General features: G+C 68.3%; 13 protein-coding genes. All 13 read right to left on the minus strand.

The features are described from left to right. Window positions 1–231 precede the first annotated feature (231 nt). The 13 genes from ACKI2N_RS19095 to ACKI2N_RS19155 all read right to left on the minus strand — a co-directional run bounded on the left by ACKI2N_RS19095 (window position 232) and on the right by ACKI2N_RS19155 (window position 15,397). A complete protein-coding gene (locus ACKI2N_RS19095) occupies window positions 232–975 on the minus strand; it encodes an ABC transporter ATP-binding protein (RefSeq protein ID WP_420996942.1) in 744 nt (247 codons plus the stop codon). Between the two features lie 9 nt (window positions 976–984). Then, window positions 985–2,778 carry an ABC transporter permease subunit gene (locus ACKI2N_RS19100; protein ID WP_420997005.1) on the minus strand — a complete coding sequence of 598 codons (1,794 nt, stop codon included), beginning with the start codon at window positions 2,776–2,778 and terminating at the stop codon, window positions 985–987. Between the two features lie 85 nt (window positions 2,779–2,863). Next, a complete protein-coding gene (locus ACKI2N_RS19105; protein WP_420996943.1) occupies window positions 2,864–3,916 on the minus strand; it encodes a branched-chain amino acid ABC transporter permease in 1,053 nt (350 codons plus the stop codon). 225 nt (window positions 3,917–4,141) lie between these two features. Next, complete coding sequence (locus tag ACKI2N_RS19110; RefSeq protein ID WP_420996944.1) at window positions 4,142–5,293, minus strand: ABC transporter substrate-binding protein; 1,152 nt, start codon at window positions 5,291–5,293, stop codon at window positions 4,142–4,144. Window positions 5,294–5,623: 330 nt separating this feature from the next. Continuing rightward, a complete protein-coding gene (locus ACKI2N_RS19115) occupies window positions 5,624–6,382 on the minus strand; it encodes a sulfite exporter TauE/SafE family protein (RefSeq protein WP_420996945.1) in 759 nt (252 codons plus the stop codon). Window positions 6,383–6,482: 100 nt separating this feature from the next. After that, window positions 6,483–6,929 (minus strand): hypothetical protein, encoded by a 447-nt coding sequence (locus tag ACKI2N_RS19120; RefSeq protein ID WP_420996946.1) that lies wholly within the window; start codon window positions 6,927–6,929, stop codon window positions 6,483–6,485. A 390-nt stretch (window positions 6,930–7,319) separates the two neighbouring features. Continuing rightward, window positions 7,320–8,354, minus strand: a complete 1,035-nt coding sequence (locus ACKI2N_RS19125) for a branched-chain amino acid ABC transporter permease (RefSeq protein WP_420996947.1) — start codon at window positions 8,352–8,354, stop codon at window positions 7,320–7,322. After that, window positions 8,354–9,238, minus strand: coding sequence for a branched-chain amino acid ABC transporter permease (locus ACKI2N_RS19130; protein WP_420996948.1), 885 nt, complete (start codon window positions 9,236–9,238; stop codon window positions 8,354–8,356). The genes ACKI2N_RS19125 and ACKI2N_RS19130 overlap by 1 nt, the downstream gene beginning before the upstream one ends. Window positions 9,239–9,385: 147 nt before the next feature. Further along, entirely contained in the window at window positions 9,386–10,594 is a 1,209-nt protein-coding gene (locus ACKI2N_RS19135; protein WP_420996949.1) for an ABC transporter substrate-binding protein, read from the minus strand. Window positions 10,595–10,703: 109 nt separating this feature from the next. Beyond that, window positions 10,704–11,438 (minus strand): ABC transporter ATP-binding protein, encoded by a 735-nt coding sequence (locus ACKI2N_RS19140; RefSeq protein WP_420996950.1) that lies wholly within the window; start codon window positions 11,436–11,438, stop codon window positions 10,704–10,706. Window positions 11,439–11,447: 9 nt separating this feature from the next. Beyond that, on the minus strand, window positions 11,448–12,224 hold the full coding sequence (locus ACKI2N_RS19145) for an ABC transporter ATP-binding protein (protein ID WP_420996952.1): 777 nt from the start codon (window positions 12,222–12,224) through the stop codon (window positions 11,448–11,450). Between the two features lie 345 nt (window positions 12,225–12,569). Next, entirely contained in the window at window positions 12,570–14,300 is a 1,731-nt protein-coding gene (locus ACKI2N_RS19150) for a GMC family oxidoreductase (RefSeq protein WP_420996953.1), read from the minus strand. Window positions 14,301–14,416: 116 nt separating this feature from the next. After that, window positions 14,417–15,397: a lysophospholipase gene (locus ACKI2N_RS19155; protein ID WP_420996954.1), complete on the minus strand. Its 981-nt coding sequence runs from the start codon at window positions 15,395–15,397 to the stop codon at window positions 14,417–14,419. Window positions 15,398–15,440 lie beyond the last annotated feature (43 nt).

The following is a 15,440-nucleotide window of genomic DNA, read 5'->3' on the forward strand; positions in this document are numbered from 1 at the left end:
CCCCATAAATATAGCTGCTTCCTTCAGCCGAATAAATTCACCCGATAAATTATTCTCAGCAAAAATGCCAGTGCAGAATTTATAAAATGGATTAAAAGCGTACCAATCGCTGCGCTGCTTCCCTTCCACGGCCCCACCGGATCCATCGCCGCCCGCAATCCATCGCAAAGATAAAAAATGGCGGATCGACCCCGCCACCATCCATCCCGCGAATCCCCTTCGGAAAAGCGCCTACGCCGCCTTCTTCGCCAGGCCCAGATACGTCTCGATCACCTTGGGATTCGCCGCCAGTTCCGCCGCCGGCCCTTCCATCGCCATGTCCCCGGTCTCGATCACATAGGCGTAGTCGGCAACCTGCAGCGCGGCGCGCGCGTTCTGCTCGATCAGCAGCGTCGCCACGCCGGTGCGGCGCAGGTCGCTGATGATGTGGAAGATCTCCCTGACGATCAGCGGCGCGAGGCCGAGGCTCGGTTCGTCCAGCATCAGCAGTTGCGGCTTGGCCATCAGGGCGCGGCCGAGCGCCAGCATCTGCCGCTCGCCGCCCGAGAGCGTGCCCGCCTCCTGCCGGGCCCGTTCCTTCAGCCGCGGGAACAGCTCGTAGACCACGTCCATCTGGTCGAGGAAGCGCTTCTCGCCGGCCCGCCTGCGGCGATACGCGCCCAGCACGAGGTTGTCGGCCACGCTCATCGAGGCGAACAGTTCGCGCTTCTCGGGCACCAGGCACATGCCGCGCGCGACCCGGCCTTCCACCGGCAGCCCGGCCATGTCGTGGCCGAGGTAGCCGACCGCGCCGGACGACGAACCGCCGGCCGGCAACGCGCCCATGATGGCGTTGAGCATGGTGGACTTGCCGGCGCCGTTGGGGCCGATCACGGTCACGATCTGGCCGGCCTCCACCTTGAGGCTGGCGCCGTGCACGGCTTCGACCTTGCCGTAGCGTACGTGGAGGTCCTTCACTTCGAGGATGGGGCTCATGGCGTCTCCTTACTCCACGCCGCCGAGATAGGCTTCGAGCACCGCGGGGTTCTTCTGCACGTCCTCCGGCACGCCCTGCGCGATGCGCGTACCAAACTCCATCACCACCAGGCGGTCGGTGAGGTTCATGACGAAGTCCATGTCGTGCTCGACCAGCAGCACGCTCATGCCCTCGCCCTTGAGCTTCTTCAGCAGCCCGGCCAGTGCCTGCTTCTCCTTGTAGCGCAGGCCCGCGGCGGGCTCGTCGAGCAACAGCAGCGCCGGGTCGCAGCACAGCGCGCGCGCGATTTCCAGGATGCGCTGCTGGCCCAGCGCGAGGCTGCCGGCTTCCATGTACATGCAGTCGGCCAGCCCCACGCGCTCGAGCTGGCGCGCGGCCTCGTGCAGCAGCTTGTCTTCCTCGGCCCGGTTCATGCGCAGGATGGCGGCGGCCACGCCGCCCCGGGCCGCGAAGTCGCCGCGCAGGTGCGCGCCGATCGCCACGTTCTCGAGCACCGTCATGGCCGGCAGCAGATGCACGTGCTGGAAGGTGCGGCCGATGCCGCGCCTGACGATCTCGCGCGACGGCAGCCCCGAGATGGGCTCGCCGCGATAGCGCACCTCGCCGCGCGTGACCGGCAGCACGCCGGTGACAAGATTGAAGGTGGTGGACTTGCCAGCGCCGTTGGGGCCGATCAGCCCGACGATCTCGCCGGCATGCACCTGGAAGCTGACGTCGTTGACCGCCACCAGTCCGCCGAACTCCTTGCGCGCGGCGCGCACGTCGAGGATCAGTTCGCCGGCCCGGGGCTTCTCGCGCAGCGGCAACGGCGCGGCGTGCCGGGGGGCCAGCACCGGCGGGCCGCCCGGCAACAGCCTGCGGATGAACGGCCAGATGCCGTCGCGCGCATGCTGCAGCAGCAGCACCATCAGCACGCCGAACACGATGGTCTCGAAGTTGCCGTTGGCGCCGAGCAGCCTGGGCAGCACGCCCTGCAGCACGTCCTTGAGGATGGTGAGGATGCCCGCGCCGAGCACCGCGCCCCACACGTGCCCCACGCCGCCCACCACCGCCATGAACAGGTACTCGATGCCGTAGTTCAGCCCGAACGGCGTCGGGTTCACCGCGCGCTGCAGGTGCGCGTAGAGAAAGCCCGAGATGCACGCCAGCACCGCCGCCACCACGAAGATCACCACCTTCATCCACGCCGTGTCGACGCCCATCGCCTCGGCCATGAGCCCGCCGCCCTTGAGCGCGCGGATGGCGCGGCCCGGGCGCGAGTCGAGCAGGTTGTGCATGGCGATCGCGGCCAGCAGCACCACCGCCCAGATCAGATAGAACATCGCGCGGCCGGAAGCCAGCTCGATGCCCAGCACATGCAGCACGGGAATGCCGTTGAGGCCGTCGTACTTGCCGAGGAACTCCAGGTTGCCGAACAGGAAGAACAGCGACAGGCCCCAGGCGATGGTGGCCAGCGGCAGGTAATGCCCCGACATGCGCATGGTGACCAGCCCGATCACGTAGGCCGAGGCCATCGTGATCGCCAGCCCCGCCAGCAGGCCAAGCCACGGCGACAGCCCGAACTGCGTGGTGAGGTACGCCGTGCTGTACGCGCCCAGGCCGACGAACGCCGCCTGGCCGAACGACGTCATGCCGCCCACGCCGGTGAGCAGCACCAGCCCGATGGCGACGATGCCGTACAGGCCGATGTAGTTGCCCAGCGTGATCCAGAACTCCGGCGTGGGCAGCACCGGCAGCAGCGCCAGCACCACGGCGAAGGCCAGCAGGAAGATGCGGTTGCGGCGCGCCGTGCCGCCCGCCATGCCCGTCCCCGCCGCCGTGCCCGTACCGGCCACGGCATCCTTGCCGTGCGCGTTCTTCGCGTTTGCATTGCTCATGGCCTGCTCCTTATTCCTCATCTTCCACGTGCTTGCTGTTCAGCGAGCGCCACAGCAGCACGGGCAGGATCAGGGTGAACACGATGACCTCCTTGAACGCGCTGGCCCAGAACGACGAATACGATTCGAGCAGCCCGACCAGGACGGCGCCCGCGGCGGCCACCGGATAGCTCGCCAGGCCGCCGACGATGGCGCCGACGAAGCCCTTGAGCCCGATCAGGAAGCCCGATTCGTAATAGACCGTGGTCAGCGGCGCGATCAGGATGCCGCACAGCGCGCCCATCGCCGCGGCCAGCGTGAACGACAGGCGCCCGGCCTGCGCGGTGCCGATGCCCACCAGGCGCGCGCCGAGCCGGTTGACGGCGGTCGCGCGCAGCGCCTTGCCGGCGATGGTGCGCTCGAAGTAAAAGTACAGCGCGGCGATCAGCAGGCCGGACGCGCCCACCACCCACAGGCTCTGTCCCGAGACCGCCAGGCTGCCCAGCTCGAAGCGCGCCTCCGAGAACGCCGTGGTGCGCGAGCCCTCCGCGCCGAACATCACCAGCCCCAGCCCCACCAGCGCGAAGTGCACGGCCACCGAGACGATCAGCAGCACCAGCGTGCTGGCCTCGGCCAGCGGCTGGTAGGCCAGGCGGTACAGCATCGGGCCCAGCGGGATCACGATCAGCAGCGTCAGCGCGATCTGCGCGGCCATCGGCATCGGCAGCGCGCCGTATCGCTGCGCCAGCAGGTGCACCGCCAGCGGAAACACGAGGTACTTGCCGGCCAGCACCGCCAGCCGCGTGCCCGCGGTGCGGCGCAGTTCGGCGCTGCGCAGCACCGTGGCGGTTTCGTAGACGAAGGTCAGCACGCCCAGGGCCAGCAGCAGCCAGCTGCTCTGCGGCGCATGCCCGGCCTGGATCGCCGCCAGCGTGAGCGCGCCGTAGGCGACGAACTCCCCCTGCGGGATGAAGATGACGCGGGTCACCGAGAACACCAGCACCAGGGCCAGCGCCAGCAGCGCGTAGATGGCGCCCGACGTGATCCCGTCCTGCGCCAGGATGGCGGCGATCGATAGGTCCATTGTCTCCCCGTATTTGTTCGATATGCGCGGCCGGCAAGAGGAGCCGGCGGGCTGGTGTTACGGATTTGCAGGTTACGAAATAGTAAGCAAGTTACGCATAGCGCAAATCCTCACCAACCCTAGCTTGCGCGGTGCGGCAGCCGCAGGCCCGGCGCGGCGCGGCAAACGAAAAAGGGCGCATGGCTGACCATGCGCCCTCCTCGTTGTCTCAGCTCCCAAGCCGGCCTACTTGGTCTGCAGCTTCCACTTGCCGTCCGCGATCAGCACCATCACGCGCGCGCGCTGGTCCAGGCCGAGGTGGTCGCTCGCCGTCATGTTCATGATGCCGTGGGAGACCGGCAGCTCCCGGGTCTGCTCCAGCGCATCGCGCAGCCCCTTGCGGAATTCCCTGGTGCCGGGCTGGCCCTTCTTCAGCGCTTCGGGAATGGCGCGTTGCAGCAGCAGGCCCGCATCCCAGGCGTGGCCGCCGAAGGTGGAGACCTGCCCGCCGAAGGCCTTCTCGTAGGCCGTCTTGTAGGCCAGCGCTGGCTTCTTCACCGGGTTGCCGTCGGGCAGCTGCTCGGCCACCAGCAGCGGGCCGGCCGGCAGCAAGGTGCCTTCGCAATCCTTGGCGCACACGCGCAGGAAGTCCGCGTTGGCCACGCCGTGCGTCTGGTAGATCCTGCCCTTCCAGCCGCGCTCCTTGAGCGCCTTGGCCGGCAGCGCGGCGGGCGTGCCCGAGCCGGCGATCAATACCGCGTCCGGATTGGCCGCCATCATCTTCAGTACCTGGCCGGTGACCGAGGTATCGGCGCGCGCGAAGCGCTCGTTGGCCACCACCTTGATCTTGCGCATCTCGCCGACCTTGGCGAACTCCTGCGCCCAGCTGTCGCCGTAGGCATCCGCGAAGCCGATGAACGCCACCGTCTTCACGTTGTGGTCGGTCATGTGCTCGGCAATCGCGGTCGCCATGTGCGAGTCGTTCTGCGGCGTCTTGAAGACCCACGCGCGCTTGGCGTCCATCGGCTCGATGATGCGCGCGGAGGCGGCCAGCGTGATCATCGGCGTCTCGTTCTCGGCCGCCACGTCGACCATCGCCAGCGAGTTCGGCGTCACGGTGGAGCCGATCACCACGTCGACCTTGTCTTCGCTGATCAGCTTGCGCGTGTTCTTGACCGCGGTGGTGGTATCGGAGGCATCGTCGAGCACGATGTACTCGATCTTCTTGCCGGCGATCTCCTTCGGCAGCAGCGAGATCGTGTTCTTTTCCGGAATGCCCAGCGAAGCCGCCGGTCCCGTGGCCGAAACCGTCACCCCTACCTTGACCTGTGCGCTGGCGGTGCCAGCGCACAGGGCGGCGGCGGCGAAAGCCAGCAGGCTGGCGCGCTTGAATGTCATCGTGTCTCCTCCATTGCGGCAAACGGAAAAGGCATCCGCGCCGGCTTCCGGCCGGTCGGATGCCTCGGTCTGGTCTTCTTGCTCTTCTTGTCTTTGTCTTTTTGCCGGTGTCCTCGCGGACCCGTGTCCAGGCGCAACGCCGGCGCCTGCCTGCTGCCCGGTGCGCGCGGCACCCGTGCGCTGCGCACCCCTGTCTCCCGTTCCGCGCGTCCGTCCCGGCGGCGCGTTGCCGCTGATTCGCCGACCGCACGGTCGGGAATGCGTAGCGAGTCTAGCAACAGCGATATGGCCCGCAAAGCGGGATTAACCCGGAGCGCCCCGGGGCACCGCTCAATGCCCGAAGGCGTCCCACGCGGTCTTCACGATCAGCGCCGCCACCACCACGATGAACACGCGCCGCACGAAGCCGCTGCCGTGCTTGAGCGCCAGGCGGCTGCCCACCTGGCTGCCCGCCACGTTGGCCACCGCCATCACCAGGCCGAGCTGCCACCACACGTGCCCCTTGGCCGCCAGCAGCAGCAAGGCCGCGAGGTTGGTGGCCAGGTTGACCACCTTGGTCGAGGCCGAAGCGTGCAGGAAGTCGTAGCCGAACACGCGCACGAACACGATCATCAGGAAGCTGCCGGTGCCGGGCCCGAACACGCCGTCGTAGAAGCCGATGGCCGCGCCGGCCAGCAGCGCCGCGGCGCGCTCCTTGCCGCCCGAGAGCGTGGGCGCATGCTCGGTGCCCAGGTTCTTCTTGGCCACCGTGTAGACCAGCAGGATCACCAGCACGAACGGCAGCGACTTGCGCAGCGGCCCGGCGGGAATCAGCGTCAGCGCATAGGCGCCCGCCATCGAGAAGGCGAATGCCGACAGCATCGCCGGCAGGGTCGCGGCCCAGTAGATGCGCACGCTGCGCCCGTAGCGCACCGCGGCGTTGGCGGTGCCGGCGAGCGAGGCGACCTTGTTGGTGCCGATCAGCGTGGCCGGCGGCAGATTGGGATACGCGGAGAACAGGGCCGGGATCTGCACCAGGCCGCCACCGCCGGCGACAGCATCGATCAGGCCGGCAAGAAAGGCGGCGACAGCGAGAAACGCGAATTCCATGGAACGCTCGGGGAAACGAAAAAGGGAAAAGGAGAAGAAAGAAGGCGGAAAGAAAGGACGCCGGCGGCGCGGCCGGAGCCAGGCGCGGCAGCGGCGCGCCTCAGCCCAGGTGCTTGGGCGCCGGCGAAAGATTGCGGTGCCACAAGCCGCCGGCATGCGGCACGAAGCCCGCGGCGGCGGCCTGCGGCGGCGTCAGCAGCGCGGGCGACAGCAGCAGGTGCCGCACGCCGTGCGCCTGGCACCAGTCGGCCAGCAGGCTGCAGCAGGCCAGCAACGGCTCCGCCTGCGCGCCCGCCGGCCGCGCCCACCATTCCGCGGCGAACGCCGCCAGGCCGCCGAGGCCGAGATGCGGCACCAGCGCGACGGGCAGGCAGCCCAGCAGCCCCTGCTCCGCGTCTTGCACCACCACGCAGGCCCCGCGCTCGGGCCGGGCCAGCAGGCCTTCCACCAGCGCGTGCCGCGCGCGCGCGGCGGCGACCGGCAGCGGCTGCGCGGCCTGGAGCCACTCGGCGAGCCACCGCGCGTCGGCGGGCGCCGCAAGACGCACGCGCGGCGCGGCACGGGCCGCTAGCGGATCATGCGGCGCATCAGGCACTAAAGGGGAAGAATCGGAAGACATGGCGGGCACGGAAGGTGGAGACGGATTGTCTCATGTGGCCCTGGTCCTTCTTATGCAGATTCCGCATGGCGCGGTCCGGCGCACCAGAATCGGGCACGAAAGCGCTGCGAGCAGGCATGAAAAAAGGCGTTGCCAGGGATCACCCGGCAACGCCCTCATCTTATATTGACACTGCAGCCTAGTGACCGCGCGCCTGTCGTCTCCTCGCTTCCGCCTCCATCTAACCTGCGAAAACCGTATATGCAATGTAACGAAGCGGTGCGTTTTGAACAAGCTAGAAGAAACCCTAGCCCCAAAATCGGGCATGTCTCCCCATCATCACTCGCGGGCCTTGCCGAAGCGGGCCAGCAGCTCGCCCATGATGCCGCGCCGGAAGGTCAGCACGCAGATCACGAAGATCACCCCGGTGACCATCGTCACCGACTCGCCCAGCGAGCCGAACCACTCGATGCCGGTGACCGAGGCCAGGAAGTTGCCGATGTCGCCAAGCTTGTTCTCCAGCGCCACCACCACGAAGGCGCCCACCAGCGGGCCTGACAGCGTGCCCAGGCCACCCACCAGCGTCATCAGGATCACCGAGCCCGACATCGACCAGTGCACGTCGGTCAGCGTGGCAAAGCCGAGCACCAGCGCCTTGATCGAGCCGGCCAGCCCGGACAGCGCCGCCGACAGCACGAACACCATCAGCTTGAAGCGGTCGGTGTCGTAGCCCAGCGAGATGGTGCGCGGCTCGTTCTCCTTGATCGCCTTGAGGATCTGCCCGAACGGCGAATGCACGGTGCGCACGATCAGCCCGAAGGCCAGCACGATGATGAGCAGCGCCACGTAGTACAGCGTCAGGTCGCTGTCCAGCGGCAGCACGCCGAACAGCTTGCCGCGCGGAATCCCCTGCAGGCCGTCCTCGCCGCCGGTGTAGGGCACCTGCAGGCAGAAGAAGAACAGCATCTGCGCCAGCGCCAGCGTGATCATGGCGAAATAGATGCCCTGGCGGCGGATCGCGATCCAGCCGACCACGTAGCCGATCACCGCGCCGGTCAGCGTGCCCAGCACCAGCCCCACTTCCGGCGTCACGCCCCACACCTTCATGGCATGGCCGGCCATGTAGGCCGCGCCGCCGAAGAAAGCCGCGTGCCCGAACGACAGCAGCCCGGTATAGCCGATCAGCAGGTTGAACGCGCACGCGAACAGCGCGAAGCACATCACCTTGAGCACGAACACCGGATACGCACCGGCCATCGGCGCCACGATCAGCGCCACCAGCAACAATCCGTACCCCAGCCACAGTTTCTTCTGCACGCCCTGCCCCTGTCTTGTCTGCCCCGCGGCCGCGGCCGCGCCCGATGTCTGGCTCATCACTTCTCCCTCCCGAACAGCCCGGCGGGGCGCAGCATCAGCACGATCACCATGATGAAGAACACCACCGTCGACGACGCCTCGGGGTAGAACACCTTGGTCAGCCCCTCGATCACGCCCAGCCCCAGGCCGGTGAGGATCGAGCCCATGATCGAGCCCATGCCGCCGATCACCACCACCGCGAACACGATGATGATCAGGTTCTGCCCCATCAGCGGCGAGATCTGGATCACCGGCGCGGCCAGCACGCCGGCGAACGCCGCCAGCGCCACGCCGAAGCCGTAGGTCAGCGTCACCATGAGCGGCACGTTGACGCCGAACGCTTCCACCAGCTTGGGGTTCTCGGTGCCGGCGCGCAGGTAGGCGCCCAGCTTGGTCTTCTCGATCAGGAACCAGGTGGCGAAGCACACCACCAGCGAGGCCAGCACCACCCACGCGCGGTAGTTGGGCAGGATCATGAAGCCCAGGTCGGTGGCGCCGGTCAGCAGTTCCGGCGTCGAGTACGGCAGGCCGGACACGCCGTAGATCGAGCGGAAGATGCCCTCGATCACCAGCGTGATGCCCAGCGTGAGCAGCAGGCCGTAGATGTGGTCGAGCTTGTAGATCCAGCGCAGCATGGTGCGCTCGATCACCACCCCGAGCAGCGCCACCACCAACGGCGACAGCACCAGCGTCACCCAGTAGTTGAGTTCGAAGTAGTTCATGCCCATCCAGGCCAGCACCGCGCCCAGCATGAACAGCGCCCCGTGGGCGAAATTGATGACGTTGAGCAGGCCGAAGATCACCGCCAGGCCAAGGCTCAGCATCGCATAGAAGGCACCGTTGACCAGCCCCAGCAGCAACTGGGACAGCATGGCGGGCAAGGGAATACCGAAGATGTCCATCGCGGGCGTTACCGTTCGCGCGCCGGCCGGGATGCGTCGTGGCCTCCCGGCAAGGCGCAGTCAAATGAAGCGAAGCCGCGGCGGCCCGGATGCCGGCTCTCGGAACCCGGGCCGCCGCGGCGGGGACAGCACACTCAGTTCAGGCGCTTACTTCTTCAGCAGCGCGCACTTCGATTCCGCCACCGTGGTGAAAGCCTGCTCGCCCGGGATGGTGGTGACCACCTTCATGTAGTCCCACGGCTTCTTCGACTCGGCCGGCGACTTCACCTGCATCAGGTACATGTCGTGGATGGCGCGGCCGTCCTGGCGGATGTAGCCCTTGGTGTAGAAGTCGTCGATCTTGGCCTTCTTCAGCTCGGCCATGACCTTGTCCGGATCGTCCGTCTTGGCCGCCTCCACCGCCTTCAGGTAAGTGCGGATGGCGGAGTAGTCGGCGGCCTGCAGGCTGCTCGGCATCTTCTTGACCTTGCCGAAGAAGCGGTTGGCGAACTTGCGCGTCTCGTCGTTCGTGTCCCAGTACCAGCTGTCGGTCATCAGCAGGCCCTCGGTGTTCTTCAGGCCCAGGCTGTGCACGTCGTTGATGAACATCAGCAGCCCGGCGATCTTCATCGTCTTGGTGATGCCGAATTCCTTGGCCGCCTTGATCGAGTTGATGGTGTCGCCGCCGGCGTTGGCCAGGCCCAGGATCTGCGCCTTGGAGGACTGCGCCTGCAGCAGGAACGAGGAGAAGTCCGACGCGTTGAGCGGGTGGCGCACCTGGCCCACCACCGTGCCGCCGTTGGCCTTCACCACCGCCGCGGTGTCCTGCTCCAGCGAGTGGCCGAAGGCGTAGTCGGCGGTCAGGAAGAACCACGACTTGCCGCCCTGCTTGACCACCGCGCTGCCGGTGCCCTTGGCCAGCGCCACCGTGTCATAGGCGTAGTGCACCGTGTACGGCGAGCACTCCTCGTTGGTCAGGCGCGCCGAGCCCGCGCCGATGTTGAAGTAGACCTTCTTCTTCTCCGCGGCCACCTTGGCCATGGCCAGGCCGGTGGCGGAGTTGGTGCCGCCCAGCAGCATGTCCACGCCCTGCTGGTCCATCCATTCGCGCGCCTTCGAGGCGGCGATGTCGGCCTTGTTCTGGTGGTCCGCCGACAGCAGCTCGATCGGCTTGCCCAGCACCTTGCCGCCGGCGTCCTCGATCGCCATCTTGATGGCCTCGAGGCCGCCCGGGCCGTCGATGTCGGCGTACAGCCCCGACATGTCGGTGATGTAGCCGATCTTGACCGTGTCGCCCGAAACCTGTGCCGAGGCCGAACCCATTGCCACGCCCGTTACGATGGCCGCCAGAGCAGCCGCCAGCCGAGTCATCTTCATTACCTGTCTCCTTAGTTTCGGCGGCACCTGTCGCCACCCGTTCCTGCCCTAGAACAATGCCCGCGATCGATGCCCCGCCAACCGCGCGACGCATGCTGCGCACGCGGCATCAGACCCCAAGCAACTCGTTGAGCACCGGCATCTTCGCCTGCAGTTCCGCCGCGGCGAAACGCTCGACGATGGTGCCGTGCTCCATCACGTAAAAGCGGTCGGCCAGCGGCGCGGCGAAGCGGAAGTTCTGCTCCACCATCACCACCGTGTAGCCCTTCTTCTTGAGCATCAGGATCATGCGCGCCAGCGCCTGCACGATCACCGGCGCGAGGCCCTCGGAGATCTCGTCGAGCAGCAGCAGGTTGGCGCCGGTGCGCAGGATCCGCCCGACCGCCAGCATCTGCTGCTCGCCGCCCGACAGGCGCGTGCCCTGGCTCTGGCGGCGCTCCTTGAGATTGGGGAACATCTCGTAGATCTCGGCCTCGCTCATGCCGGTGCCCGCGCCGCTGCCCCTGGCCTTGAGCAGCGGCGGCAGCATCAGGTTCTCCTCGCACGACAGGCTGGCGAAGATGCCGCGCTCTTCCGGGCAGTAGCCGATGCCGCAATGCGCGATCTTGTGCGTGGGCATGCCGATGGTCTCGGTGCCGTTGACGCGGATCGAGCCCTTGCGCTGGCCGGTCAGGCCCATGATGGCGCGCAGCGTGGTGGTGCGCCCGGCGCCGTTGCGGCCCAGCAGCGTGACCACCTCGCCGGGGTTCACGGTCAGGTCCACGCCGTGCAGGATGTGCGATTCGCCGTACCAGGCGTGCAGGTCCTTGATTTCGAGTGCGGGCGTCGCCGATGTTGTGCTCATCCTGGTTCCTCAGTGCGCGCCCTGCAGCTCGGCCTCGACCGTGCCCATGTAGGCTTCCATCACGCGCGGGTCCTTCGATACCTCGGCGTACGGCCCTTCGGCCAGGATCGCGCCGCGCTGCAGGACGGTGATCTTGTCGGCGATCGACGACACCACGTTCATGTTGTGTTCGACCATCAGGATGGTGCGTCCCGCCGCGACCTTGCGGATCAGCTCGGTGACGCGCGCCACGTCCTCGTGGCCCATGCCCTGCGTGGGCTCGTCCAGCAGCATCAGCTCGGGCTCCATCGCCAGCGTGGTGGCGATCTCGAGCGCGCGCTTGCGGCCGTACGGCAGATTCACGGTGACGATCTGCGCCGCATCGGTCAGGCCGACCTGGTCGAGCAGCTCCATGCCGCGCGCATTGAGCACGTCGAGCGTGCGCTCGCTGCGCCAGAAATGATAGGAAGTGCCGAGCTGCCGCTGCAGGCCGATGCGCACGTTCTCCAGCACCGTCAGGTGCGGGAACACCGCCGAGATCTGGAACGAGCGGATCACGCCGCGCCGCGCGATCTGCGCGGGCGCTTCGCGCGTGATGTCGATGCCGTTGAAGAGGATGGTCCCCGTGGTCGGCTCGAGAAACTTCGTCAGCAGGTTGAAGCAGGTCGTCTTGCCGGCGCCGTTGGGGCCGATCAAGGCATGGATGGAACCGCGCGCCACCTTCAGGTTGACGTCGCTCACCGCGGTGAACCCCTTGAATTCCTTGGTGAGGTTCCGCGTCTCCAGGATCGTGTCTTGCTCGTTCATGGTCTCCTGCCCGCCTCTTGCCGCGGCGCCGGCTTCTGGTCGGCACCGCCAATGGTCAGAACCGTGGCGCTGTTTGCGCCACCACTGCACGAGTCACGCCAATCCAGTCGCGCTCCCCGTGGCTATTGCGGCTTGTCCGCCGCTTGTCTTTTTATTGCCACCCGATTCATTGCTGCCGGTTCGTTACCGGCTCGTTGCCGGCACCCAGGCCCTCAACGCGCGACGCGCCCTGGGTAGGGCGCGCCAATGTGAGCGCTGCTGCACGGCATCTGGGCGTCTATTGTGTGCGTCTGCTGCGTCGCAAAACATCCGGGTTTGCACTGATCATGAAACATGAACCAGATGTCAGGTCTGCGGCGCCGCCCCGCTCCTGGCATGGAGCGCATCGGGCACGCCGGCGGCGGCTGGCGCGGCGCTCCCCGCGGGGCTTTCGGCCACGTCGCCGGCCGCGTCCGCCGTGCCGCCCAGGCGCCGGCGCCGGTCTTCGCGGATCATGTCGCTGGCGCGCTCGGCGATCATGATGGTGGGCGAGTTGGTATTGCCCGAAGTGATCAGCGGCATCACCGACGCATCCACCACGCGCAGCCCGTCGACGCCGATCACGCGCAGGCGCTGGTCCACCACCGCGGCGGGATCGTCCGCGCGGCCCATGCGGCAGGTGCCGACCGGATGGAAGATGGTGGTGCCGATCTCGCCGGCGGCCTGCGCCAGCTGCTCGTCGGTCTCGAAGGCCGGGCCCGGCAGCCACTCCTGCGGCTTGTACGGGGCCAGCGCCGGCGAGGCCACGATGCGCCGCGTCAGCCGCAGCGAGTCGGCGGCCACCTTGCGGTCGGCCTCGGTGGCCAGGTAGTTGGGCTCGATCACCGGCGCCTTGCGGAAGTCGGCGTCGCCGATGTGCACGCTGCCGCGCGAAGTCGGACGCAGGTTGCACACGCTCGCGGTAAACGCATTGAAGCGGTGCAGCGGATCGCCGAACTTGTCGAGCGACAGCGGCTGCACGTGGTACTCGAGGTTGGCGCGCGCCTGCGACGCATCCGAGCGCGCGAACGCGCCCAGCTGCGACGGCGCCATGCTCATCGGCCCGCTCTGGTTGATCGCGTATTGCAGGCCGATGCCGAGCTTGCCCCACCAGCTTGCCGCGCGCGTGTTGAGCGTGCGCACGCCCTCCACCTTGACCACGGTGCGCAGCTGCAGGTGGTCCTGCAGGTTCTCGCCCACGCCCGGCAAGGCATGGCGCACCGCGATGCCGAGCGCCTGCAGCCGTTCCGGCTGGCCGATGCCGGACAGCTCCAGCAACTGCGGCGAGTTGACCGCGCCGGCCGCGAGGATGACTTCCTCGCGCGCGGCGGCCGCGTGCGCGGCGCCGCCGCCGAGGTAGGACACGCCGCTGCAGCGGCGGCCGTCGAAGTCGAGCGCGCTGACCTGCGCGCCGGTGATGATGGTCAGGTTGGGCCGCTCGGCCGCGCGCCGCAGGAAGGCCTTGGCGGTGTTCCAGCGGATGCCGCGGCGCTGGTTGACCTCGAAGTAGCCCACGCCGAAGTTGTCGCCGCGGTTGAAGTCCTCGGTGCGCGGAATGCCGGCCTGCCCGGCCGCGTCGATGAAGCGCTCCAGGATGTCCCAGCGCAGCCGCTGGCCCTCCACGCGCCACTCGCCGCCGGCGCCGTGGAACGCATTGGCGCCGCGGTGATGGTCCTCGCTGCGCTTGAACAGCGGCAGCACGTTGTCCCAGCGCCAGCCGTCGTCGCCGGTCAGGCGCGCCCAGTCGTCGTAGTCCTCGCGCTGGCCGCGCATGTAGATCATGCCGTTGATCGACGACGAGCCGCCCAGCACGCGCCCGCGCGGATAGCCCAGCGCGCGGCCGTTCAGCCCGGCCTGCGCGGTGGTGCGGTACATCCAGTCGGTGCGCGGGTTGCCGATGCAATACAGGTAGCCCACCGGGATGTGGATCCAGTGATAGTCGTCGCGCCCGCCCGCTTCGAGCAGCAGCACGCTCACCTCGGGGTCCTGGGTCAGGCGGTTGGCCAGCACGCAGCCGGCCGATCCCGCGCCGACGATGATGTAGTCGTAAGTCTCCATGCTTTTATCTTTGTCTGGCCTTGCGCCGCGATTGGAAGGGTTGAAGATGGCCCGCGCCGCAGCGCGGCCTGCCGGTCTTGGGCCATGGCGGCGCGCGATGGTTCGCGCGCCTGCCGTCATGCCTGCGGTTGCAGGTGCTGGCGCAGCCAGCCGGCCAGCGCGGCGAACACTTCGCCGCGCAGCGGCTGCGCCTCGTTGAAGAGCTCGTGGTAGCCGCCGTCGAACCAGCGCAGCTCGCGCAGGTCCGGCGGCGCGGCGTCGCAGAAGCGGCGGCTGCCGGCCGGGTCGACGATGCGGTCGTCGCCCGCCACCAGCAGCAGCGCGGGCGCTTCCAGCAGCGCCGCGTCGGCCTGCGCCTGCGCCATGCCGCGCACGAAGGTTTCCAACACCCCGGCGCTGATGGTGCCCTGCACCAGCGGATCGGCGCGGTATTGCGCCACCGCCGCCGCATCGTGGGAGAGGTAGCGCGCGTCGATCGGATTGGGTACGCGCAGGTTCGGCGCCAGCGCCAGCAGCGTGCGGTGCAGCATCAGCATCGCGCCGGACAGCCGCAGCGCCAGCGCCGGCGACGACAGCACCAGCGCGCGGATCGGCCGCACGCGCGCGGTGGCGAAGCGCGCCGCCACCAGGCCGCCCATGCTGTGGCCGAGCAGGAACGGCAGTTCCTTCCACTGGTCCACGGCCGCGTCATGGATCTCGGTGAGATCCTCCACATAGACATCGGGATGCCCCGCCGCCATGCGCGCGCCGCCGCTGGCGCCGTGGCCGCGCTGGTCGTAGGCGCGCACGCGCAGGCCCAGGCCGCACAGCAGCTCGGCCACATGCTGGTAGCGCCCGCAGTGCTCGGCCAGGCCGTGCACCAGCAGCAGCGAGCCGGTGGTTTCGGGAAACAGGCCGGGATCGGGCTGCCAGGTGCGCAGCAGCAATTCGGTGCCGTCGCGCATGCGCTGGCGGCTTTCGGCGGGCACCAGCGGCCGCGCGGGCGCCGCCGCGCCGGGGCCGGCGCCTTCGTCCTGGCGGGCATGGCCGGCGGGTCCCGGCGCAGGCCCCGCCGGCCCGCCGGACTCGGCGGGAACAGCGGTACTGGGTTGGTCCATCCGGTTGGTCTCCATGTCCGTTTCCGCTTGCGTTGCGCCCGCC

The sequence above is a fragment of the Cupriavidus sp. 30B13 genome (assembly GCF_049059565.2).
In the GTDB taxonomy this organism is placed as follows: Bacteria; Pseudomonadota; Gammaproteobacteria; order Burkholderiales; family Burkholderiaceae; genus Cupriavidus.

Excerpts from the sequence above, each read along its gene's own strand:
- ACKI2N_RS19095 (WP_420996942.1), bottom strand. The coding sequence starts at position 975 with ATGAGCCCCATCCTCGAAGTGAAGGACCTCCACGTACGCTACGGCAAG.
- ACKI2N_RS19100 (WP_420997005.1), bottom strand. The coding sequence starts at position 2,778 with ATGGCGGGCGGCACGGCGCGCCGCAACCGCATCTTCCTGCTGGCCTTC.
- ACKI2N_RS19105 (WP_420996943.1), bottom strand. The coding sequence starts at position 3,916 with ATGGACCTATCGATCGCCGCCATCCTGGCGCAGGACGGGATCACGTCG.
- ACKI2N_RS19110 (WP_420996944.1), bottom strand. The coding sequence starts at position 5,293 with ATGACATTCAAGCGCGCCAGCCTGCTGGCTTTCGCCGCCGCCGCCCTG.
- ACKI2N_RS19115 (WP_420996945.1), bottom strand. The coding sequence starts at position 6,382 with ATGGAATTCGCGTTTCTCGCTGTCGCCGCCTTTCTTGCCGGCCTGATC.
- ACKI2N_RS19125 (WP_420996947.1), bottom strand. The coding sequence starts at position 8,354 with ATGAGCCAGACATCGGGCGCGGCCGCGGCCGCGGGGCAGACAAGACAG.
- ACKI2N_RS19130 (WP_420996948.1), bottom strand. The coding sequence starts at position 9,238 with ATGGACATCTTCGGTATTCCCTTGCCCGCCATGCTGTCCCAGTTGCTG.
- ACKI2N_RS19135 (WP_420996949.1), bottom strand. The coding sequence starts at position 10,594 with ATGAAGATGACTCGGCTGGCGGCTGCTCTGGCGGCCATCGTAACGGGC.
- ACKI2N_RS19140 (WP_420996950.1), bottom strand. The coding sequence starts at position 11,438 with ATGAGCACAACATCGGCGACGCCCGCACTCGAAATCAAGGACCTGCAC.
- ACKI2N_RS19145 (WP_420996952.1), bottom strand. The coding sequence starts at position 12,224 with ATGAACGAGCAAGACACGATCCTGGAGACGCGGAACCTCACCAAGGAA.
- ACKI2N_RS19150 (WP_420996953.1), bottom strand. The coding sequence starts at position 14,300 with ATGGAGACTTACGACTACATCATCGTCGGCGCGGGATCGGCCGGCTGC.
- ACKI2N_RS19155 (WP_420996954.1), bottom strand. The coding sequence starts at position 15,397 with ATGGACCAACCCAGTACCGCTGTTCCCGCCGAGTCCGGCGGGCCGGCG.